Here is a 22,181-nt window from a genome sequence, read left to right as displayed (position 1 = left end):
CTGAGTTATGCAGCTATGCAGACAATCTCAAACTTCCCATTATTTCCTCTCAATATTGTTGTTTTTCCTGGAGAGGAACTGAACTTACATATTTTTGAGCCTCGCTATCGTGCTTTGATCAGAGATGCAGAAAGGGAGGGCTTTTCATTTGGTATACCCTCTTACGTTCATCAAAAACTCGGTTATGGAACTGAGGTGTCTCTCGTAGAGATATCGCACATCTACGAAGATGGCAAAATGGATGTCAAGACAATTGCCAAACGTGTTTTTAAAGTACAGGATTATGTAAATCCGCTTCCTGGTAAACTCTATGCAGGAGGGACGGTAACTTTTGTACCATTGATAGAAGATGGGGAAGCTCGACAAAAAGAAATGCTAGCGAAGCAGTTAAAAGAACTTTTTGGCTTGCTATCTATTCCCAATGTGAAGTTTGATACAAAGCACTTCAATTCTTTTACCTTTGCTCATAAAATAGGCTTATCTTTAAGTCAAGAATATGAATTGCTAAAATTAGAAAAAGAATCAGATCGCCTAGATTTGATCAATCAGCACTTGGCAGTAGCCTTGCCAATTCTTCGCGAAATGGAACAAGCTAAAGAAAAGATAAAGCTGAATGGTCATTTTAAGCATTTAGATCCGCTGAGTTTTCAATGATACATGGTGAAGTAAGCGAATTTGGAATTATCCTACTCTTCTTGATAGGGGGGATATTTTTTGTAGCTTTTGGGCTGCTGACAGCTAGGCTGATCCGCCCTAAGCGTCCCAATATCGAAAAACTCACTACCTATGAATCTGGAGAAGATCCATTAGGCACCGCATGGTCACAATTCAACACGCGATTTTATATCATCGCTTTAGTTTTTATCTTATTTGAAGTAGAGTTGGTATTTCTATTTCCTTGGGCTACTGTTTATGCAGATCAGGAACTGATGGAGCTCACTGGAGGTAAGTGGGGTATGATTGCCTTAGTAGAGATGGTGGCTTTTGTCATTATACTTGCCTTAGGGTTAGTCTACCTTTGGGTCAAAGGTTTTCTCAACTGGGAGCGACCTATGCCTACAGGTAAGCAGTATTACTCTCCGATTCCAAAGATCGCCTACTCTAAATTTATAAAAAGACGCAAATGAAAGGACTACTCGATCAACAATTTGGGCAGGGTGGTATGATCATCACTAAAGTAGATACACTTATCAACTGGGCTAGACTTTCTTCTATGTGGCCTATGGGCTTTGGTCTGGCCTGCTGTGCGATAGAGATGATGAGTGCTTATGCCTCCAATTATGACTTAGATCGTATGGGCGTATTTCCTCGAGCGAGTCCTCGACAATCAGATGTCATGATCGTAGCAGGTACAGTGACTTTCAAAATGGCTGATCGCGTAAGAAGACTGTATGAGCAAATGGCCGAGCCTAGGTATGTGATCTCGATGGGTTCATGTGCTAACTGTGGAGGTCCGTACTGGGAGCATGGCTATCATGTGGTGAAGGGTGTTGACAATGTGATCCCAGTTGATGTATACGTACCAGGGTGTCCACCTCGTCCTGAGGCACTTATTGGTGGATTTATCAAGCTCCAAGAGAAAATACGAAAGGAGACACTCATGAGGCCTAAGGCCATCGAAAACCTATTAAAGACTACTGCATGACATTTGATTCGATAGTTTCATTCATTCAGCAGGAACTAGGCACTGAAATAGTCTTAGATCAAAAGGTAGATCATCATCCAGGGACGATTTATGTTTCTGCAGAAAATTTAGTAGCTGTTTGTGACTTACTTTGGCGTAGTGAAGCTACCTATTTTGACTTTTTATCCTGTATTTCTGGTATAGACCATGGTACAGATTCAAACTATTTTGAGGTGAACTATCAGCTGAATAGCCTTCCTCATGGTCATCAGCTAGCGATTTCTGTGTTGCTTGAAAAACCATCGGAAGGTTTACCGACTATCCCTACCGTTTCTTATATCTGGAAGACGGCTCTATGGCATGAGCGAGAAACCTATGATTTGATGGGGATCAATTTTCTCGGTCACCCTGATATGAGAAGGATTCTCTTACCAGCAGATTGGAAGGGGCATCCACTTCGCAAGGATGCTATTAACCCAGAGTATTATCACGGTATCAAAGTGGCTTATGACCGATCAGAGGAAGCTGCAAAATCTTGGGAGGGATGAAAGAGATACAGTATAAATACCATCCAGATCATCTTAAAAATTCTGAGCCAAATAAATACCAAGAAAGGGATTTGTTGCCAGGTCAGATGATCATCAATATTGGTCCTCAGCACCCCTCTACGCATGGTGTATTGAGATTAGAGGTGCTTACTGATGGAGAAGTTGTGTTGGATGTAGTACCTCACTTAGGTTATTTACATCGCTGTTTTGAGAAGCATGCCGAGTCTTTGACTTATCCTCAAGTGATCCCTTATGTCGATAGGATGGACTATTTGGCTGCGATGAATTCTGAGCATGTGTATGCAATGGGAGTGGAGCGTATGTTGGGCATCACTGAACAAATTCCTAAGCGAGTAGAATATATACGTGTGCTTGTAGCCGAATTGAATCGATTGGCTTCGCATTTTGTGGCTTTGGGGACTTATGCCTTGGATATTGGGGCTTTCACGCCTTTTCTTTGGATGATGAGAGACCGAGAGCATATCCTGAGACTGCTCGAGTGGACTTCTGGTGCTCGCATGCTTTATAATTACATCTGGATAGGAGGTTTATACTATGACTTGCCAGTTGGATTTGAAGAGCGATGTGCTGAGTTTGTGACTTATTTAAAGCCCAAGCTCATAGAGCTTAATCAGTTAGTCATGGACAATAAGATCTTTGTAGAACGTACTGCAAACATAGGGGTGCTTGATCCAGACTTGGCGATCAACTATGGAGTTTCAGGCCCCATGTTGCGCGGAAGTGGCTTAGCTTATGATTTGAGAAAAGTAGATGGTTACGCTGTCTATTCTGAAATAGATTTTGATATTCCTGTGGGGCAAGGTTTGATGGGAACTGTCGGGGATTGTTGGGATCGTACATACGTCAGGGTGCAGGAGTGTCAAGAATCCTTAAAGATCATCGCTCAATGCTTAGAAAAGTTAACTATGGATTATAAGCGAGATCGAGACTTTGACCCTCGGGCTTTGGTACCTAAAAAGATTCGCCCTAAGGCGCAAGATATCTATGTACGAGCGGAGAACCCAAAAGGTGAGCTTGGCTTCTTTATGCGCTCAGATGGTAAGTCAGACAAGCCTAGTCGCGTGAAGGCGAGGTCTGCTTGTTTTTCTAATCTATCAATCATTCATGAAATCTCCAAAGGAGCCTTACTAGCGGACTTAGTAGCCATCATAGGATCTATAGACCTAGTCTTAGGAGAAGTAGATCGCTAAAAAGTCTTCACCATATTCTCTTTCACATAGACTGTCTGCCCAAACCAGTCTGTTTCATACCAAACATCTTTTTTTCTTTTTAGCTGTAAGAGATGTCCTTTATTAGTGAGCTCTACTACCTCAGCCGCAGCGCTGGGCGCCTCCATGAGGATCGTATGGTCTGTGATGATGATGCCCTGCTTAGTGGGGCTAGCAAAGTGCCAGATGCCTATCGCTATCAATAAACATACTATGCTAGGTATAACTTGCACAATTGGCACCTTCTGGGCTGATTTCTTTTGTCGAAATGCTAGGATAGATAAGTTTAGCAAACCTAAAAAAAGAAACACACTTGTGATCTCCATTTGGTAGTTGAAAAAGAATTTGAATAAGGCCTGCAAATCTGAATTTTCATAACCTACAAGCTGATGCTTTTTTGCTAGTTCTTTAATCTTTGTAGAAACATATCTGGCGTTATTCTTCTGCTCTAAATATTTTAGGACATAAAGTGCTTGCTCAAAATCACCCTTTCCTTCATAGATAAAAGCTAGTTTCAGAAGCATGGATTCACTATACAACCCCTCTTCAAAGAAGATTTTTTCATAGATTGGGAGCGCTTCTGTAAATTTTTTTTCAGAAAAAAGGGAATCTGCTTCAGCAAGCTCATTTGTATTTGCTTGAGAATAAGCTCCTTGAAAAAAAGCTGAAAAAGAGATAAAAAATATTGAAAGAAAGATTCGTTTGATGTTTGGCATTACGATATAAAGCACTTAAATTTGCAACTCAATTAGAGAAAACGATGAGCATCTGATCATCGATCTCGAGGTCAAATATAACAAAAAAGCCTTCAGATTTTCTCATATTGAAGATTCCGATTCCGTAGCTCAGCTGGTAGAGCAATACACTTTTAATGTATGGGTCCTGGGTTCGAATCCCAGCGGGATCACAAGAAAAACAGCCGGTTTTTCAAAGCTAATGTTCGGGGTGTAGCGTAGCCCGGTTATCGCGCCACATTTGGGATGTGGAGGTCGCAGGTTCGAATCCTGCCACCCCGACAATAGTACTACCTCAGGGTAGTGAATGGTCTCATAGCTCAACTGGATAGAGCAACTGCCTTCTAAGCAGTAGGTTTCAGGTTCGAGTCCTGATGGGATCACATTTAAGCCTTATACTTTCGTATAGGGCTTTTTTATTTTTAAGGCTTTCCTAAAGTCTGAGATGCTTTCATTGATATTTCTTATTTTTTGAATAGATGATTATATTAGTTGATCATCAAGGTTGAAAGCCATGAAAGAAGATTTTTTACATCATATCTGGAAGACACAATTATTCAATACGCAGTCACTTCAAACCATCGCTGGGGAATCACTAGAAATCAGAAAGACAGGTAGTCACAATCTTCATGAAGGGCCAGATTTTTTAGAGGCCAGTGTGCTTTTGGATGGAATCGTTTGGCATGGACCTGTGGAAATTCATATCAAGTCATCAGATTGGCTTGCACATAAGCACGAGTCAGACGCTCGCTATGATAGTGTCATCCTTCATGTGGTCTGGGAAGCAGATGTTAAGATTTTCAGGAAAGATGGTTCGGAGATTCCAACATTAGCACTTCTTGGCAAGATCCCTCTCCACTTAATTAGAAATTATGAAAAACTTAGCTTGTCCAAGACGGCTATTCCCTGTGCTCATCAGCTTTCGAGTGTGAAAGATATTGTCCTAAGAAGTATGCTAGAAGAAGCACTAGTGGCGCGTCTGTATGCTAAAGGAAATGAATTTCTTACTTTGCTTGAACAATGTCACGGAGATTGGGAAGAGGCTAGCTTTAGATGGTTAGCGAGATGTTTTGGATTTAAAAGTAATGCAGCTGCTTGGGAAAGACTAGCAGAGAAACTCTCATTTAAAATCATTAGAAAGCATAGTACAAATCTACTTCAATTAGAAGCTCTGATCTTCGGAATGTCAGGACTACTTCAAGAGGATATAGATGATCCCTATGCATCACTTCTTAGAAGAGAGTTTAGTTTATTAACACATAAATATCAACTATCCAGCCCGCTTCATGCTTCTGAATGGAAGTTTATGCGAATCAGGCCTGCGAGTTTTCCTACACTGCGTATGGCGCAGTTTGCAGCGCTGTGTCATCATTTCCCTCATCTGTATAGTACTTTTGTCGATTTTGAGAGTGCTGATCTACTATTAAAGCAGTTGGCTAAGCTTGAAGTCTCAAAATACTGGCAAGAGCATTATCATTTTGGTAAGCCTCTCAAAAGAAGGGCTAAATACATGGGCAAAAAGAGTCTTGAGAATATCTTGCTTAATATGACACCTACGCTGCTAGCTGCACGTGCCAAATCTCATGATGAAACATCATATTTTGAAAGTGCTTTTGGCTTGCTAGAGTTGATCAAAGCTGAGCGCAACTATATCACCGAACTATGGGAAGCACTATCAGTATCTTGTAAAACGGCCTATGATAGTCAGTCCATGATCGCGCTATATAATCAGTACTGTCAAGCACATAAATGCCTACAATGTAAGGTAGGGGCTAGCTTGATCAGTGCGGGATAATCTTTTGTAAGCAATGAATAAAGCTGTATCTTTGCGGGCTAAAATAGATGAAAATGGATAACCCAGTATTGATATTTGGAGCGAAGGGAATAGGCCCTGTGGCCTTAGATATATTTAGAAGCAATGATGTGATCGTCTTTGGCTTCTTGGATGAAGATGCCTCCATGCATGGGAAGGAAATCAATGACATCAGTGTCTTGGGCAATCCAGAAGATGACGGTTTTTTGAAATTGATCGGGAAGAAATGTGAGGCATTTGTAGCAGTAGATGACCCTAAATATCGTAAGTCTTTAGTTAAATTGCTCAATGAGCGCAGAAAGGTGATGCCTGTCAATGCTATCCATGGACATGCAGATATCTCTCCTGCGGCAGCTATAGGTCATGGTAACTTCATCAATACTGGTGTCAAAATAGGGCCCAATAGTAGCATAGGAAACCACTGCATTCTGCATAATTCAGCGATCATTGATTTCAATGTCAAGGTGGGGGATTTTGTTCAGATCGGTGCTGGAAGTATCATCAATGCGGAAGTTACGCTAGAGGAAGGAGCCTTCATCGGTACAGGAGTCACTATAGTGAGTGGTGTGACTATTGGAAAAAATGCACGTGTGGGGGCTGGTTCGGTAGTTATTGCTGATGTAGCTCCTGGTAAGACAGTATTTGGCAATCCCGCGGATATCGTATAATCTTAATTCAATATATTAACCAAAGCAGCCTGCCTGAAACAGGAATTAGTTATGGAAAATAAACCGTATTCAATTTTGCTGTACTACTGCTATGCTAAGATAGCAGATCCAGCAGCGTACAGAGAGGAGCATCACCTCTTTTGTCTAGAAAATAATCTCAGAGGGAGAATCATCATTTCGAGCGAGGGACTCAATGGGACAGTCAGCGGTCTGAAGGAAGACTGCGAGAAGTACATGGAATACGTAAAGTCTGATCCTAGATTTGCCGATACAGACTTTAAAGTAGAAGCTCATCACGATCATGCCTTTGCTAAGCTTCATGTCAGAGACAAAGAAGAAATCGTGCACTCTAGCATGCGTCATATCAATCCTCGTGAAAAAACAGGAGTACATTTATCTCCAAAGGATTTTAAGCAACTCAAAGATCAGGAAGATGTCGTAGTCTTAGATGTCAGATCTAACTATGAGCATAGTGTAGGTAAATTTAAAAATGCCATCACACTCGATATCGATAATTTTAGAGACTTTCCTGACAAAGTACATGAGTTGGAACACTTGAAAAATAAGAAGGTGATCACCTACTGTACGGGAGGGATTAAATGTGAAAAAGCCTCTGCATACCTTTTAGAGCAGGGTTTTGAAAACGTATATCAACTCCATGGAGGGATCATCAAATACGGCATGGAAGAAGGAGGAGAGGACTTCGAAGGCAAATGTTATGTGTTTGACAATAGACTTGCTGTGGAAGTCAATAAAGTCAACCCAACGATCATCTCTAAATGCTACATCTGCGAAAAACCTAGTGACAGAATGGTCAACTGTGCCAGTTCTAAATGTAATTTACACGTAGCCATTTGTGAAGACTGTGGCTGGGAAATGGAAGGTTGCTGCTCAGATGCTTGTAAGTCAGATCCCGAAAAGCGCCCTTATGATGGTACTGGATACTATCAAAAGAAGTCTAATGGATATAATCCTTATAAAGGCTTCAGTAGAAAAACAACTGCTAAACAAGTAAAACAACTCCATCATGGGTAATCATATACCAGAGTCAGAACTGATCATCAATGCTGACGGAAGTATCTATCACCTCAACTTGAAGCCAGATCAACTGGCTTCAACTATTATCACGGTAGGTGATCCAGATAGGGTGGCTAAAGTTTCTAAGCATTTTGAATCGATAGAGCATCAAGTGCAACATAGAGAATTTGTGACGCATACTGGCTACTACAAAGGTAAACGTCTCTCTGTCATCAGTACAGGGATGGGGACGGATAATATAGAGATCTTCATGACGGAGCTTGATGCACTAGTCAACGTAGACTTAAAGTCACGTCAGATCAGAGCGGAGCATACGACTCTAAATATCATCCGAGTGGGTACTTCAGGGAGTATGCAAGCGTCCATACCAGAGGGATCTATGCTCGCATCTGCATATGGAGTGGGGCTCGACACTTTGATGACTTACTATAATACAGATTACACTGCTTATGAGCAAGCCATGAGTCAAGCAGTGAAAGATACCTTAAAGGTAGGATTTGATCCCTATGTGGTAGCTGGCTCCCAATTGCTTCTGGATAAATTAGGTAAAGGGCTTTTGATTGGTCAAACAGTTACTTGCCCTGGATTTTTTGGTCCCCAAGGAAGAATGGTACGCCTAAGACCTGCTATACCTGACATCATTGAGCGCCTCAGTCAACTGAAAGTGGAAGGTCAGCAGTTAACGAATTTTGAGATGGAGACTGCGGGATACTATGCGATGGGTAGGCTTCTAGGACATGAAGTTCTCAGCTTAAATGCGATAGTGGCTAATAGAATCACTCAGAAATTTGCTACTGATGCTCATGCGATTGTGGAGAAATTGATCCTTCACACATTAGATCATTGCTAAAAAAAAGGATTAGGTGAAAGCCTAATCCTCTATTCCTTCTAGCTCAGAGAGCTCTAACCAACGGAGCTCCATAGCGTCAATTTTTTGTGTAAATGCCTCTACTTTTTGAGACCAATCTAGTAAGTCCTCATGAGATCCACTTCCACTATTTAATTTGTCGATATAGGTAGCTCTTTCCTCATCTAATTTAGCCATGTCTTCCTGTATGGTTTGATATTCACGCTTTTCCTTATAGCTAGCTTTTGTCTTTGAGACCTCTACTTTTGGTGAAATGGGAGCAGTACTTTCCTTTGCTTTAGACAAATCATCTTTTTGCATAGGTGTATTTGTTTGCTCTTTTTCCCACTCTCGGTAGTCGGTATAGTTGCCAGGGAAGTCATTGATCTCTCCCTCACCATCAAATACAAAGAGATGATCTACTAGTCTGTCCATGAAATATCTATCGTGCGAGACCAAGATGATACATCCAGGAAAATTGGCTAGGAAGTCTTCAAGAATGTTCAGTGTGATCAAGTCCAAGTCATTGGTCGGTTCATCTAAGATGAGGAAATTAGGACTCTTGATGAGGATCTTGAGTAGTTGTAGTCTTCTTTTTTCTCCCCCACTTAGCTTGCCTATTGGGGTATATTGGGCTTTTGGACTAAACTGGAAGTGGTTGAGAAACTGTGATGCTGTAATCACTGAGCCGTTGGCCATAGTGACGACTTCGGCTATTTCCTTGACCATGTCTATGATGCGCTGATTAGGATCAAAACTATCGTCTTCCTGTCTGTAATAGCCAAAGTTGATCGTCTTTCCTGCTTCGATCATACCAGCATCAGGTGCTAGTTTGCCCGTCAGCATATTGAGGAAAGTGGTTTTTCCTGCACCATTTGGCCCAATAATCCCGATTCTATCTTGCTTTTTAAACACATAAGAGAAGTCATTGACGATCTTCTTATCGCCAAATTTCTTCTGTAAGTGTTCGATCTCTATGATTTTACCTCCCATGCGGTTGGCTGCGACACTGAGTTCTAGGCTATCTTTCTTTTTGGCAGAGAAAGCCTTGTCTTTGGTATCTTCAAAGGCATCTACTCGATACTTGGCTTTAGTACCTCGAGCCTTGGGTTGTCTTCTGATCCAGTCGAGTTCTTTTCTGTAGAGGTTCTTGGCCTTATCGATTTCACTAGCCTCGATCATTTCTCTATCAGCCTTTTTTTCCAAGAAATAAGCATAGTTTCCTTTGTAGCGATAGATACCGCCATTGTCAAGTTCAAGGATTTCATTGGTGACTTTCTCTAGGAAGTACCTATCGTGTGTTACCAATAGGAGAGAAAGATTGGCCGTGCTGAGATAGTTTTCTAGCCACTCAATGGTTTCTAGATCGAGGTGGTTGGTAGGCTCATCCATGATCATGAGATCAGGTTTTTCCACGAGTGCTTTGGCTAGTGCCACACGTTTGCGCTGTCCACCAGAGAGCTGAGAGATAGGCTGCTCGAGGTCATGGATTCCTAGTCTACCAAGTATCTGCTTGACTTGGCTTTCATAGTCCCAAGCATTGTAGGTGTCCATTTTTTCAAATAGACCAGTGAGTTGATCTTGAGCATCTAAGTCAGTTTCACTTTTGATCAAAGTAAGTTGGTACTCTCTGATCGTCTGTAGTACAGGATCATCAGAGTTGTAAAAGACTGCTTCAGCGACCGATTGATTATCTGCAAAAGTAGGGTTTTGGTGCACGAAAGTCACCTTGATATCATTCCTGAAAGTCACTGAACCAGCATCGCTTTCTTCCAATCCCATGATGATTTTCATGAGAGTGGATTTACCACTACCATTGATGCCTACTAGGGCTATTTTTTGTCCTTGATCTATGCCAAAGGAGATATTTTGGAAGAGGACCTTGTCTCCAAAGGCCTTAGAGAGTGTCTCTACTGATAGATAATTCATGGCGCAAAAGTAGTCAAAAGCTTGGCATTTGACCTTGTTTTATCAAAAATACAGTGTGCGCAACTATCAGATAGTTGATTAACCTTTAAAAAGCGTTTTTACAGCAGCTTTGATTTCGGAAAGCGCGTTTTCAAAATGGTCTCTAGAAGCATTCCATCTTGGTTCGCTTTCTTTTTTAAATTCAGCAAACTTCACTTCTAACTCGTCTCTTTTAGCTTTGAGCTTTTCGATACTTTTGTCTAAGTCTTTGCGTGCTTCGCCCGTCATCTCAGCTCCTTTGGCGATGAGTTCTTCTATTTTGTCACCCACTTCTCTGAGTGTTTTTTCGAATTCTTGAAATGCTTTGTCGCTCATGATTATTTGATGATTTGGTACAAGTAGCTTAAAGTTACACTAAATACCTGATGTTGTGCATAGGTAAGACGCTCGTCCGTCACGTTATTTTGAAAATCATTGCTGAATCGTGCCTCTAGCTGTACGACATTTTTATTTTTGACATACTTGAGTCCCATGCCAGCGCTGAGTCCATAAGTAAATCGATTGTCTATGCGGTCATTGTATAGAAAAACTTGGGAAAATAAAACATCATCCTCAAAGGTCGTCTCAAAGTCCGAGCTATTGGTAAAAGAGAGGTGAGGTCCTATGGTAAAGATGAAGCGTACGTCCTTTTTACCCAGTACGAAGTGAGAAAGTATAGGGATATCGACTGAGTTCATATCTACTCTGTAATAACCATCTACTCCAGGAATTAATTGCTGCCAACCTTTAGTTTGTCTCAGTACTTCTACTTGTACACCTGCATTGCGAACAGCTAAGTACTGCATGATCACGCCAAAGCTGCGACCATTGATAGATTCTAGTTCTACAGTCTGATTTCCCTGTATAAAAAGTGAGGTCGTAAATCCTGCACCTGCCTTGAGTCCTACATTGAACTGCGCTAAGGAGATCAAAGGAATGATCAAGAATAAGCCTATGGAAAAGAGTTTTTTCATTGTCCCAAAGATAAGAAGGAATCAGTACGCAGGAGATCTAGGTTTAAAAAAAGAAGCCTGAACTTCAACGTCCAGGCTTCAAGCTTAGTACTTAGCAGGAGTTCCTGCTGGTGGAAGTGATTTTTTGATAAAGTCTCTGATGTGTTGATTTGAAGTAGCCAAGTCTTCATCTCTGAGATACATCATGTGTCCACTTCTGTAGGCTTTAAACTCAAGTCTGTCTTTAAGTTTGCCGCTTGGGTCTAGCTGCCACATAGAGTACTTCGCATTGAAGTAGTCAGTACCTCCATCGAAGTATCCTGACTGGATCATGACATGTAAGTATGGATTCTGGGCCATCGCTTGACGGAGATTTTCACCTGTTCGGTCATTACTTCTATCCCAAGGATTGACAGGTCCGAAGAGATTGTACTGGAAGTCTGTCTTGAACTTAAGCTCTTGTCTGAGATAGTAGTTGATCGCTGGAGCAAAGGCATGATTCCAAGCTGTCAAAGCAGGGTCATAGTCATATCGCTCACCAGCATCTTGTCTATCTATCCCTCTGTATCTAGAGTCTAGTCGACCTACTGTCAGCCCACGATCTCTTAGGAGTTCTTTCCAGAAAAAGCTAGTGGGAACAGCCAAGTTGTGTTGAAGTAATACCTCTTCTGATAAGCCAGAGTATTTAGACATGGTAGCAGCTAGGCTTTTCTTTTTGGCAGGATCTAAAAACCCACCCATCGCCATAGCTGGCAGTAGTTCGTTGATAGTGAAGTTTTCTACCTCAGGGAGGATCTCTTCGAGGTCTTTAGCCAAAAGGTCTTGGCTGAGGGCTTTATGATACCAAGCGGTAGCAGCATAGTATGGTAGATAAAGCGCCTGACTTACAGGACCACTTCTATCGATCCCTAGATTGGTAGGAGAGACGAGGATTACCCCATTGAGGTACATCCAGTGACTGTTTTGTAACTGATTGGCTAAGCCAGATACGCGTGTAGTACCGTAGCTCTCACCGATAAGATACTTAGGCGATCTCCATCTGTTTTGACGTGTGACAAAGCTATTGATCCACTCAGCTAAGTATTTGATATCTGCATTGACCCCAAAAAAATCTGAGCGCTTGGCATCTTTGTCCAATATCCTGCTGTAGCCAGTATTGACTGGATCTACGTAGACGATGTCAGCCACATCAAGGATAGAGTGTGGGTTGTCTTTGACACCATAAGGCTGGATAGGATTGCCTTCTGCATCTATCTGAAGAAGTTTAGGACCAGTGTAGGCGATGTGCATCCAGACAGAAGCTGAGCCAGGGCCACCATTGAAAGAGATGACTAGCGGTCTCTTGGTATTATCTGCGATATCTGTTCTTCTGTAGTAGGTGTAGAAAAGTGTAGCTAAAGGCTTGCCACTTTCATCCCAAACTGGGTGTGTGCCTGCAGTAGCTTCGTATGGTACTTTTTTACCACCGATAGTGACTTCATGTGTAGAACTAACCGCAGACTCTGGGTCTAGTCCTTGAAAGCCTTGTCCCATGACAGGACTTCCTATCAGGCAGATCAGGGCGATATAGAGTAACTTTTTCATTATGTAGGTATTTTTGTTTTAAGATCTATCGATTCCTCTTCAGAGACAATGAATATCTGTTGAATGGTATGACTTATTTGTCAAATGGCGAGACAAATTCAAACTTGTCTCCATCAAAGAGTCCTTTGTCGCTGAGTTTGAGGGATGGGATCACTAGCAGCGCCATGAAAGAGAGCGACATGAATGGAGAAGTGAGTTTGCTTCCCATCTTTTTGGCCATTTGGTCTATGGCTGCATAAGCTTTGCTTACTTCAAATCCATCCTCCGCAGACATGATGCCTGCTACAGGTAAGGGTAGGAGCTTTTCTTCAGAGCCATCTACCGCAGATACGCCTCCCCTAGCTTTGATGACCAAGTTGACTGCGCGACAAATACTCTCATCATCCACGCCTAATGCAATGATATTGTGTGAGTCATGTCCTACAGAAGAAGCTATGGCACCTCGCTGCAAGCCAAAGTTTTTGATAAAGGCTATGGCTGGTTTTGCCTCCTCATAGCGATTGACAACGGTCATTTTAAGGACATCATTTGCTAGATCGGAAATGGCATTGCCTGCTACTACTTTAGCAGGGTAGCTCAATCGATTAGTGATCAACTGTCCATCTAGTGCTTCGATGACGGCTATATTTTTTGTTTCTGGGGAGAGTGCAAAGTCACTTGTAGACTTTATTCCAGTGCTAAAGTTATTGATGATCTCATTCTTTACTCTAGGGATGAGAGATTGACCATTTTCAGCTACTTTTTGGCCATTGATATATGTCGCTAGGACATTGAATTCGTCTAAGTTGTCGAGCAAAATGAAGTCCGCAGGGTCGTTTACCTTAAGCAATCCTACCTTCATATGATAGTGCTCCACGGGATTGATACAGGCGGCTTGAAGGATCTTGAAACGATCGATGTTTTTAGCAGCGGCTCTTCTACAGAGCGCATTGATGTGGCTTTCTACCAAATTGTCTGGGTGCTTGTCATCCGAGCAAAACATCATTTGATCGGCATAGTCAGGTAATAAATCAATAAGTGCTTCAAAGTTTTTAGCAGCGGAGCCTTCTCTGATGAGGATTTTCATACCTACTTTCAGTTTATCTAGCGCTTCTTCTGCTGTGAAGCACTCATGATCAGTGGTGATACCAGCAGCAGCATATTGGGCAGCTTTTTCACCTTTGAGTCCAGGCGCATGACCATCGACTTCTCTACCATACTTTTGGGCTAGGGCTATTTTTTCTTTGACTATGGGATCTTCAAAGAGTACTCCTGGCCAGTTCATCATCTCTGCGAGATAGGTGATCTCTGGGTATTCTTGGAAGAGGGACTCGATATCATCAGCTGTGATCTCTGCACCAGCTGTTTCGAATGGAGTGGCAGGTACGCAAGAAGGCGCACCAAAGTAAAACTTGAAGTTGACTTGTCGGCCATTTTCGATCATGTATTTGACACCTGCTACACCTAGGACATTGCCTATCTCGTGCGGATCTGAGATAGTGCCTACAGTGCCATGCATGACCGCTAGCCTAGCAAACTCCGCAGGGACGAGCATGGAGCTTTCTACGTGTACGTGCGCATCTATGAATCCTGGACAGATGAAAATGTCAGGTGCTGAGCTTAGCTTGATAATTTCACTGATGTAACCATCTTTGACTACGATGGTGCCTGGATATATTTGTTTTGCGGGGATGTCGACTATTTGCCCGCTTACTTGAAAATGCTGTGACATGGATGCGTGTTTTGATCGCTGATCTAGTCAGCGCGTGATTGAATGAATGTGCTCTATCGCCTAAGTCAATAAAGCTAAGGTATTGTCTTCGGTATACCTTTTTATCTCTTATATTTGCATCAATTCTAAAGAAAATCGAGCCTTCTACCAATTATTTAATGAGGAAAATTGTTGTAGCCATAGATGGTTATTCTGCTTGCGGAAAGAGTTCTACAGCCAAACAAGTGGCTAGTGCGCTAGGGTATAAATACATAGACTCCGGTGCCATGTATAGAGCCACTACCTTGTATTTTCTAGAACATTACATCAACCTAGACAATCCAAAAGATGTCGCTAAGGCACTAGCCAATCTACACATAGACTTCCATTACAATGAGCGTAATGGTAAAAACGAAACCTACTTGAACGGGCTCAACGTAGAAGAAGAGATCAGGACAATGCGTGTCTCAGAGAAAGTCAGTGAGGTGAGCACCATCAAGGAAGTGCGTCATGCGATGGTCGCACAACAACAAAAGATGGGGAAAAGTAAAGGTGTAGTGATGGATGGACGAGACATAGGCACGGTGGTATTTCCTCAGGCAGACCTAAAAGTATTCATGACAGCAGACATGGATGTGCGAGCAGGTCGAAGACAAGAAGAACTTCTCGCTGCTGGAACGCTCGTAGATTTGGATGAAATCAAGCAAAATCTTGCTCATAGAGACCACTTGGATTCTACACGCAAAGAGAGTCCGCTGATAAAAGCTGATGATGCAATAGAGATTGACACGAGCTTTTTATCTTTTGAAGATCAAGTAGCGCAAGTAGTAGGTCTTGCCAAAAAAATAATTAATAAATAGAAGGGTACTTATGGAAGTTAGTATAGATAAAAATTCAGGGTATTGTTTTGGAGTGGAATTTGCCATCAAGATGGCAGAGGATGAGATGGAACATGAGGACAAGCTATACTGTCTGGGTGATATCGTACACAATGATATGGAGGTAGCACGTCTCAAAGCTAAGGGGCTAGCGGTGATCGATCGTGAAGATCTTAAAGACCTCCATGACTGTAAAGTACTCATCAGAGCTCACGGTGAGCCTCCTGAGACATATCAAGTAGCCCTTCAAAATAATATTGAGTTGATTGATGCTTCTTGCCCCGTAGTGCTCAAATTACAACACAGGGTCAAGACTGCCTTTGACAAAATGCAAAGAGAAGATGGTCAGATCGTGATCTATGGTAAAAAGGGTCATGCAGAAGTCATCGGCTTGACTGGTCAGACGCAAGAAAAGGCAATAGTGGTGATGAATGATGAGGATTTGGATCAAATAGATTTTCAAAAACCTGTCACACTTTTTTCTCAAACCACAAAAAGCACCAAAGGATTTTATGCGCTAAAGGAGAAAATAGAGGCACGCATCAAAGCTAAAAAAGGTAAACTAGATGAGGTGGACTTTAATGCAAATGACTCTATCTGTAGACAAGTATCTAACAGAGAACCACAGCTTCAAGTGTTTGCTAAAGAGCAAGATGTGATCATATTTGTGAGTGGCAAAAAGAGCTCCAATGGTAAAGCACTTTATCAAGTTTGCTTACAAGAAAATCCCCGATCTTATTTTGTAGAAAACGAAACAGAAATCTCAAACGAGTGGTTTGAGAAAAGTGATAAGGTCGGAATATGTGGCGCTACAAGTACACCTATGTGGCTTATGGAGAAAGTAGCCAAGTACATCAAAGAGCAAGATGAACTGATTCCAGCTTAATTTTAAGGTGGATTTCTGGGGCTGAAAATTTTCTCTACCGATTGTAAATTATCAAGAATTTATCTTCAATTAACTAATTCATTTTATTAGATTTGGGACGTTTTTCAACAGACCATTATTTTCAATAAAATATGTCAAAACTAGTAAAGCTTAAAAAAGGATTCGACATTAAGCTGGCTGGACGTGCGGAGAAAAAACTCGCTGAGATCCAACAACCTGAAACTTTTGCGATTAAGCCAACGGACTTTGTAGGAATGCAACGTCCTAAAGTCTTGGTCAACGAGGGTGATAAGGTAAAGGCCGGAACTCCTATCTTGTTCGATAAGAAAGCGGAAGCTGTACAATATACAGCACCTGTATCAGGAGAAATCGTAGAAATCAAAAGAGGAGAGAAAAGAAAGCTCCTCGAGATCAAAATCTTGGCAGACAAAGAGGTCTCTTTTGAGTCTTTTGACAAATACTCCATCTCGGACATCAAGGGTCTCAATAAGGATGTGGCGCTTGCACAAATGCTCAAAAGCGGTGTGTGGCCAAATATTGTTCAAAGACCTTTTGGTATCGTAGCAGATCCTGCTGATAGTCCTAAATCTATCTTTATTTCTGGTTTTGACTCTAGCCCAATAGCAGCGGATTATTCATTTATCCTCAAAGGATCAGACGAATACTTCCAAGCGGGTATAGATATTCTTAAGAAATTTACTTCAGGTTTGATCCACCTCAATATCAACGCTGCTGCAGAGATACCAACTACTTTCTCTAATGCACAAGGTGTTCAAATCAATAAATTCAGTGGTCCACACCCAGCGGGTAACGTAGGGGTGCAAATCCACCACATCGATCCTATCAATAAAGGAGACATCGTCTGGACTATTACTCCAATGGGTGTAGTCGAGATCGGTAAACTCTTTTTAGAAGGAAAATATGACACCACCACTTTGATCGCTCTTGCTGGATCAGAAGTGAAGTCTCCTCAATACTACAAAACTTATAAGGGTGCTAGCATCAAGCGCTTCATCGAAGGTAACTTGAAGCAAGATCACGTGAGATTCATCTCAGGTAATCCACTAACAGGTGAGCGCATTGACAGAGAAGGTTATGTTGGTTTTTACAACAATGTAGTTTCTGTACTTCCAGAGGGCGATTACTATGAGTTCCTAGGTTGGATGAAGCCTACTGCTAAGAAACTCAGCTTCCATAGAGCACTTGGTCTACTTTCTTTCTTGTCTCCAAACAAGGAGTATGTTTTGGATACTAATGTAAGAGGTGAAGAAAGAGCTTTTGTACAGACAGGTACTTTTGAGCAAGTATTGCCTATGGATATCTATGTGACTTACTTGCTAAAGGCGATCATGGCTGAAGACTTTGATGGTATGGAGGAGTTAGGTATTTATGAAGTAGTCGAAGAAGATTTGGCACTTTGTGAGTTCATAGACGTCTCTAAGCATGATGTGCAGCAGATTGTGAGAAAAGGATTAGAACTAATACAGTATAGTTAATCATATGAAGTTTTTACGAGATTTATTAGATAAGCAAAAGCCGCTCTTTCAAAAAGGAGGCAAGCTAGAGCAGTTTTACTATGCTTTTGAGGCTGGGGAAACGTTCCTTTTCTCGCCTAAGCATACGACAGGTCCTAAAGGGGCCCATATCAAGGATGCCATCGACTTGAAGCGAATGATGATCACTGTGGTGATTGCTATGATTCCATGTTTACTATTTGGTATCTGGAACGTAGGGGAGCAGCACTTCTTAGCGACTGGTCAGGCAGGCACTTTCCTAGAAAAATTTGGTCTAGGAGCACAATTGGTACTTCCTATCGTCATCACAGCTTATGCTGCAGGTGGATTGGTAGAGGCAGCCTTTGCGGTGATCAGAAAGCACCCAATCAATGAAGGTTTCCTAGTAACGGGTATGTTGATTCCACTAGTAGTACCAGCAACATTGCCTTTGTGGCAAGTGGCTTTAGCTACAGTCTTTGCTGTAGTGATCGCTAAAGAAGTATTTGGTGGTACAGGGATGAATATTCTTAACGTAGCGATGACTGCAAGAGCTTTCTTGTACTTCGCTTATCCTTCACAGATATCAGGTGATCAAGTTTGGACTTACTTAGGAGATAAGGCTCCAGTAGAAGGTTTTTCGGGAGCTACAGCACTTGCGGTAGCTTATAATACCACTGTATCAGATATTGGTACTGTGGAGCAAGCTCTGGCAGAGCATAACACTGCGCTCGGTGATGGTATGTTTAGTTTCTTCAATATGTTCTGGGGTGCTATCCCGGGATCAATTGGTGAGACCTCTACCTTATTTGCTTTGATCGGTGCATTGATATTAGTCGCTACAGGCGTAGGTAGCTGGAAGATCATCGTGGGAGTTTTTGGTGGTGCCTACGGAATGGGTCTTTTACTCAATGCCCTTGCAGTCAATGAATTCATGGCGATGCCTCCTCATTATCACTTAGTAATGGGTGGTCTAGCCTTTGGAGCGGTCTTTATGGCAACAGATCCTGTATCTGCCGCTCAAACAGAAATGGGTAAATGGATCTATGGTATCCTCATCGGTGTACTGACGGTCATCATCCGCGTACTCAACCCAGCCTATCCAGAAGGTATCATGCTAGCAGTTCTCTTCATGAACGTCTTTGCACCACTGGTAGATTATTATATTGTACAAGCTAATAAGAAAAGGAGGTTACAACGTGCGACAGTCTAATGTATATGTAATCACATTCTCTATCATCTTGACGGTGGTATTGGGATTATTGCTTTCTGGTACTTCTCAGATATTGGGTCCAAAGCAAAAAGTAGCGATAGAGCTAGATACTAAAAAGCAAATCTTAGGTGCTGTAATGGACATCGAAGGGGAGCAAGATATCTTGGGTCTTTATCAGAAAAGAATTTCTTCTTTTGTGGTCGATGCCAATGGTGAAATCGTAGAGAAAAACGAAAAAGGAGAAACGCTCATCGCTGAAAACGTAGATGTAGCTAAGAACTATAAGAAGGCTCCTGAAGATAGACTTTACCCAGTGTTTAAGTTTCATGCTGAAGGCAATGAAGATGATGTAGAGTCATACATCTTGCCACTTTACGGTGCAGGACTTTGGGATGCTATCTGGGGTTATTTGGCACTAGATACTGATTTCAACACGATCAAAGGTGTGGTCTTTGCGCACGCTGGAGAGACGCCAGGTCTAGGTGCTAGAATCACTGAAGATGGTGTACAGGCACGCTATGATGGCAAACAGATCTTCGATGAGAATGGTGAGCTAGTCGCAGTAGAGATGATGAAAGGTGAAGGAAAAGACTACTCAGATGATCCTCACAAAGTAGATGGTATGTCTGGTGCTACCATCACAGCCAATGGTGTCAATGCCATGCTGAAAAACTACATTTCACACTATCAGCCTTATATCTCTAAAGCAAAGAGTGGCGGAGATGCTGTCGCTATTAAATAATTTGAAAATTATCTAAGCCATATTATAATGAGCACAGAAACTATAGATAAACCAGTTGTAAAAGAGTCAGAAGCTTTACTCTCGAAAAGAAGAAGGAAGCTCATCTCTGATCCTTTGAATGATGATAACCCTGTCACGGTCCAAGTATTAGGTATATGTTCTGCCCTGGCGGTGACGACACAGATGAAACCTACCCTCGTGATGGCCATCTCTGTAATCTTCGTAGTGGTGATGTCAAACTTGGCCATCTCCCTTCTTAGAAATACCATCCCTAGCCGAGTACGTATTATCGTACAGTTGGCGGTGGTCGCTACACTTGTGACACTCGTGAGTGAATTTTTGAAAGCCTTTGCTTACGATATGTACAAAGAGCTTTCTGTATTTATCGGTCTGATCATTACCAACTGTATCGTAATGGGTCGTTTGGAAGCTTTTGCTTTGGGTAATAAGCCTTATGATTCTATCCTTGATGGATTTGGTAGTGCACTAGGGTATGCTTGGATCATCTTAGCCGTAGCTTTCTTCAGAGAGATCTGGGGTTCAGGTAGTGTCTTCGGATACAAAGTATTTGAAGAGGTATTTGGGGCTAATATCGCTACAAATGGTTTGATGGTGTCTCCAGTAGGAGCCTTCATCATCCTTGGTTTGATCATCTGGGTACAGCGTACCAAGACAGGTTATGTAGAACACAACTAAAAGTATAGAGAAATGGAATTAATTAATTTAGGTATTAAGTCAATCTTTATCGAAAACATGGTTTTCGCTTACTTCTTAGGGATGTGTTCTTTCCTAGCTGTATCTAAGAAGGTAAGTACTGCTTTTGGTCTTGGACTTGCTGTCGTTTTCGTATTGACGATCACAGTACCAGTCAACTGGCTACTCAATGAATATGTATTGAAGGAAGGTGCATTGACTTGGATCAGTGCTGACTTTGCTGCTACAGATATGACATTCTTACGCTTTATCATGTTTATCGCAGTAATCGCGGCCATGGTACAGCTGGTAGAGATGGTAGTAGAAAAGTTTGCGCCATCACTTTATGGTTCACTCGGTATCTTCTTGCCATTGATCGCAGTAAACTGTGCGATCTTAGGATCTTCTCTATTCATGGCACAGCGTGACTATACAGTGGCTGAGGCGACAGTCTTTGGTTTTGGATCAGGCTTCGGCTTTTTCCTAGCGATCATTGCACTTGCAGCTATCAGAGAGAAACTGAAGTATTCAAATGTGCCGAATGGCCTAAAGGGTCTAGGCATCACGATGCTAATCACTGGTCTGATGGGAATGGCCTTTATGTCATTTATGGGTATTTCTATCTAATCCATTAGTCATTTACTTTATTTTAAGGTCTTGTGTCAACGCAAGACCTTTTTTTGTGGATTGATATTTGGGATACAGTATTTGCTTGAAGCAATGGTGTAGATTTCTGCGCGATCTTGAGTATTTTAGGAAGTGTTCCTTAAATTTACCTTTCAACATAGTAGGATATACTCATGGATAAAGCAAAACTAAAAGTACAACTGATACAGTGGTTGATTAAGTGTGAAGATGAAGCAGTCTTGTCAGAGGTGGCAGCTATCCAAAGGGCTGGTCAGCAAGAGTTGATGGGAGAGGACTCTCAGCAGCTGACAGAAGAGGCTGAGGCGGAGTATGCCAATAGGAACCAGCGCACTGATGAAGAGGGAGATTGGGAGATCCGATGAGTTAGGTAAAAGTATATGAAAAGATTGATTCGATATTTTCTCAGGGGCTTATTGTTTATCGTGCCTCTCGCAGCCACGGCTTATGTGATCGTGGAGTCGGTCCGTTTTCTAGATGGTCTGATCCCACTAGATATCCCTGGCTTGGGGATTTTGATCCTGATAGCTGGTATCACCGTGATCGGAGCGCTAGGTAGTGTATTTTTGACGAGGCCTATCTTTGAGTTTTTTGATAGTTTGCTGAAGCAGATCCCGATCATCAATATCCTCTATACGAGTATCAAGGATTTACTATCGGCCTTTGTGGGGGATAAAAAGAAGTTTAAGCAAGCGGTGAAGGTCAAGCTCAATGCGGAGGGGACTATTTTTCGTTTGGGTTTTATCACACAGGAGGATCTGAGTAGCTTGATCGGTGAGACAGACTTGGTAGCAGTCTATCTGCCTCATTCGTATAATTTCTCTGGCAATCTGGTGCTGGTACCGAGGGCTAATATCCAACTGATCGAAGGAGTGAATAGTGCAGATCTGATGAAGTTTATCGTCTCTGGCGGGGTATCTAGTCTGGAGGAGTGAGTATAATCATAGTACAGTGCT

The 22,181-nt window shown here is 42.0% G+C and carries 24 protein-coding genes and 3 tRNA genes; 21 read left to right on the top strand and 6 right to left on the bottom strand.

Annotated elements, in window-relative coordinates; all coding sequences use genetic code 11:
* Positions 1-15 precede the first annotated feature (15 nt).
* The 5 genes from I5349_RS10055 to I5349_RS10035 are packed head-to-tail and all read left to right on the top strand — an operon-like array spanning position 16 to position 3,383.
* Positions 16-654: an LON peptidase substrate-binding domain-containing protein gene (locus tag I5349_RS10055; RefSeq protein WP_226390631.1), complete on the top strand. Its 639-nt coding sequence runs from the start codon at positions 16-18 to the stop codon at positions 652-654.
* Positions 651-1,127, top strand: a complete 477-nt coding sequence (locus I5349_RS10050; protein ID WP_226390630.1) for an NADH-quinone oxidoreductase subunit A — start codon at positions 651-653, stop codon at positions 1,125-1,127. The genes I5349_RS10055 and I5349_RS10050 overlap by 4 nt, the downstream gene beginning before the upstream one ends.
* Complete coding sequence (nuoB, locus tag I5349_RS10045; protein WP_226390629.1) at positions 1,124-1,645, top strand: NADH-quinone oxidoreductase subunit NuoB; 522 nt, start codon at positions 1,124-1,126, stop codon at positions 1,643-1,645. The genes I5349_RS10050 and nuoB overlap by 4 nt, the downstream gene beginning before the upstream one ends.
* Entirely contained in the window at positions 1,642-2,172 is a 531-nt protein-coding gene (locus tag I5349_RS10040) for an NADH-quinone oxidoreductase subunit C (RefSeq protein ID WP_226390628.1), read from the top strand. Before nuoB ends, I5349_RS10040 begins: the two co-directional genes overlap by 4 nt.
* The gene (locus I5349_RS10035; protein WP_226390627.1) at positions 2,169-3,383 is read left to right on the top strand and encodes an NADH-quinone oxidoreductase subunit D; all 1,215 of its coding nucleotides are present in this window, start codon (positions 2,169-2,171) and stop codon (positions 3,381-3,383) included. Before I5349_RS10040 ends, I5349_RS10035 begins: the two co-directional genes overlap by 4 nt.
* Here I5349_RS10035 and I5349_RS10030 read toward each other — a convergent pair.
* The gene (locus I5349_RS10030; protein ID WP_226390626.1) at positions 3,380-3,925 is read right to left on the bottom strand and encodes a hypothetical protein; all 546 of its coding nucleotides are present in this window, start codon (positions 3,923-3,925) and stop codon (positions 3,380-3,382) included. The two genes, I5349_RS10035 and I5349_RS10030, sit on opposite strands and share 4 nt — an antisense overlap.
* 310 nt (positions 3,926-4,235) lie before the next feature.
* Here I5349_RS10030 and I5349_RS10025 point away from each other — a divergent pair.
* The 7 genes from I5349_RS10025 to I5349_RS09995 all read left to right on the top strand — a co-directional run bounded on the left by I5349_RS10025 (position 4,236) and on the right by I5349_RS09995 (position 8,504).
* A tRNA-Lys gene (locus I5349_RS10025) sits at positions 4,236-4,308 on the top strand.
* Between the two features lie 34 nt (positions 4,309-4,342).
* Positions 4,343-4,417 (top strand) — tRNA-Pro (locus I5349_RS10020).
* Positions 4,418-4,444: 27 nt separating this feature from the next.
* Positions 4,445-4,518, top strand: a tRNA-Arg gene (locus I5349_RS10015).
* Between the two features lie 131 nt (positions 4,519-4,649).
* Positions 4,650-5,930: a DUF2851 family protein gene (locus tag I5349_RS10010; RefSeq protein ID WP_226390625.1), complete on the top strand. Its 1,281-nt coding sequence runs from the start codon at positions 4,650-4,652 to the stop codon at positions 5,928-5,930.
* Positions 5,931-5,983: 53 nt separating this feature from the next.
* Positions 5,984-6,616, top strand: a complete 633-nt coding sequence (locus tag I5349_RS10005) for an acetyltransferase (protein ID WP_226390624.1) — start codon at positions 5,984-5,986, stop codon at positions 6,614-6,616.
* A gap of 51 nt (positions 6,617-6,667) precedes the next feature.
* Positions 6,668-7,651 (top strand): oxygen-dependent tRNA uridine(34) hydroxylase TrhO, encoded by a 984-nt coding sequence (gene trhO, locus I5349_RS10000; RefSeq protein ID WP_226390623.1) that lies wholly within the window; start codon positions 6,668-6,670, stop codon positions 7,649-7,651.
* Positions 7,644-8,504 carry a nucleoside phosphorylase gene (locus tag I5349_RS09995; RefSeq protein ID WP_226390622.1) on the top strand — a complete coding sequence of 287 codons (861 nt, stop codon included), beginning with the start codon at positions 7,644-7,646 and terminating at the stop codon, positions 8,502-8,504. Before trhO ends, I5349_RS09995 begins: the two co-directional genes overlap by 8 nt.
* Before the next feature lie 21 nt (positions 8,505-8,525).
* Here I5349_RS09995 and I5349_RS09990 read toward each other — a convergent pair whose 3' ends face one another.
* The 5 genes from I5349_RS09990 to ade all read right to left on the bottom strand — a co-directional run bounded on the left by I5349_RS09990 (position 8,526) and on the right by ade (position 14,696).
* Positions 8,526-10,430: an ABC-F family ATP-binding cassette domain-containing protein gene (locus tag I5349_RS09990; protein ID WP_226390621.1), complete on the bottom strand. Its 1,905-nt coding sequence runs from the start codon at positions 10,428-10,430 to the stop codon at positions 8,526-8,528.
* 78 nt (positions 10,431-10,508) lie between these two features.
* Positions 10,509-10,784: a sll1863 family stress response protein gene (locus I5349_RS09985; protein ID WP_226390620.1), complete on the bottom strand. Its 276-nt coding sequence runs from the start codon at positions 10,782-10,784 to the stop codon at positions 10,509-10,511.
* A 2-nt stretch (positions 10,785-10,786) separates the two neighbouring features.
* Positions 10,787-11,422: a porin family protein gene (locus I5349_RS09980; RefSeq protein ID WP_226390619.1), complete on the bottom strand. Its 636-nt coding sequence runs from the start codon at positions 11,420-11,422 to the stop codon at positions 10,787-10,789.
* 84 nt (positions 11,423-11,506) lie between these two features.
* Positions 11,507-12,934 (bottom strand): S10 family peptidase, encoded by a 1,428-nt coding sequence (locus I5349_RS09975; RefSeq protein ID WP_226390771.1) that lies wholly within the window; start codon positions 12,932-12,934, stop codon positions 11,507-11,509.
* Between the two features lie 124 nt (positions 12,935-13,058).
* Positions 13,059-14,696, bottom strand: a complete 1,638-nt coding sequence (gene ade / locus I5349_RS09970; RefSeq protein ID WP_226390618.1) for an adenine deaminase — start codon at positions 14,694-14,696, stop codon at positions 13,059-13,061.
* A gap of 158 nt (positions 14,697-14,854) precedes the next feature.
* Between ade and cmk the strand changes: the two genes are divergently transcribed.
* The 9 genes from cmk (at position 14,855) to I5349_RS09925 (ending at position 22,160) form a co-directional block, all read left to right on the top strand.
* Positions 14,855-15,535, top strand: a complete 681-nt coding sequence (cmk, locus tag I5349_RS09965) for a (d)CMP kinase (protein ID WP_226390617.1) — start codon at positions 14,855-14,857, stop codon at positions 15,533-15,535.
* 10 nt (positions 15,536-15,545) lie between these two features.
* Positions 15,546-16,439 carry a 4-hydroxy-3-methylbut-2-enyl diphosphate reductase gene (locus I5349_RS09960; protein ID WP_226390616.1) on the top strand — a complete coding sequence of 298 codons (894 nt, stop codon included), beginning with the start codon at positions 15,546-15,548 and terminating at the stop codon, positions 16,437-16,439.
* Between the two features lie 131 nt (positions 16,440-16,570).
* Positions 16,571-17,935 (top strand): Na(+)-translocating NADH-quinone reductase subunit A, encoded by a 1,365-nt coding sequence (locus I5349_RS09955; protein ID WP_226390615.1) that lies wholly within the window; start codon positions 16,571-16,573, stop codon positions 17,933-17,935.
* Between the two features lie 4 nt (positions 17,936-17,939).
* On the top strand, positions 17,940-19,145 hold the full coding sequence (locus I5349_RS09950) for an NADH:ubiquinone reductase (Na(+)-transporting) subunit B (protein WP_226390614.1): 1,206 nt from the start codon (positions 17,940-17,942) through the stop codon (positions 19,143-19,145).
* Positions 19,132-19,887 carry an NADH:ubiquinone reductase (Na(+)-transporting) subunit C gene (gene nqrC / locus I5349_RS09945; RefSeq protein ID WP_226390613.1) on the top strand — a complete coding sequence of 252 codons (756 nt, stop codon included), beginning with the start codon at positions 19,132-19,134 and terminating at the stop codon, positions 19,885-19,887. Before I5349_RS09950 ends, nqrC begins: the two co-directional genes overlap by 14 nt.
* Before the next feature lie 27 nt (positions 19,888-19,914).
* Entirely contained in the window at positions 19,915-20,583 is a 669-nt protein-coding gene (locus I5349_RS09940; RefSeq protein ID WP_226390612.1) for an NADH:ubiquinone reductase (Na(+)-transporting) subunit D, read from the top strand.
* A 12-nt stretch (positions 20,584-20,595) separates the two neighbouring features.
* A complete protein-coding gene (nqrE, locus tag I5349_RS09935; protein ID WP_226390611.1) occupies positions 20,596-21,207 on the top strand; it encodes an NADH:ubiquinone reductase (Na(+)-transporting) subunit E in 612 nt (203 codons plus the stop codon).
* 173 nt (positions 21,208-21,380) lie between these two features.
* Positions 21,381-21,590 carry a hypothetical protein gene (locus I5349_RS09930; RefSeq protein ID WP_226390610.1) on the top strand — a complete coding sequence of 70 codons (210 nt, stop codon included), beginning with the start codon at positions 21,381-21,383 and terminating at the stop codon, positions 21,588-21,590.
* Positions 21,591-21,605: 15 nt separating this feature from the next.
* Positions 21,606-22,160 carry a DUF502 domain-containing protein gene (locus tag I5349_RS09925; protein WP_226390609.1) on the top strand — a complete coding sequence of 185 codons (555 nt, stop codon included), beginning with the start codon at positions 21,606-21,608 and terminating at the stop codon, positions 22,158-22,160.
* Positions 22,161-22,181 lie beyond the last annotated feature (21 nt).

Source organism: Penaeicola halotolerans (assembly GCF_016464625.1).
Taxonomy (GTDB): domain Bacteria; phylum Bacteroidota; class Bacteroidia; order Cytophagales; family Cyclobacteriaceae; genus Penaeicola; species Penaeicola halotolerans.
Note: the sequence above shows the minus strand (reverse complement) of the source record. Positions and strands in the feature narration are given on the sequence as shown.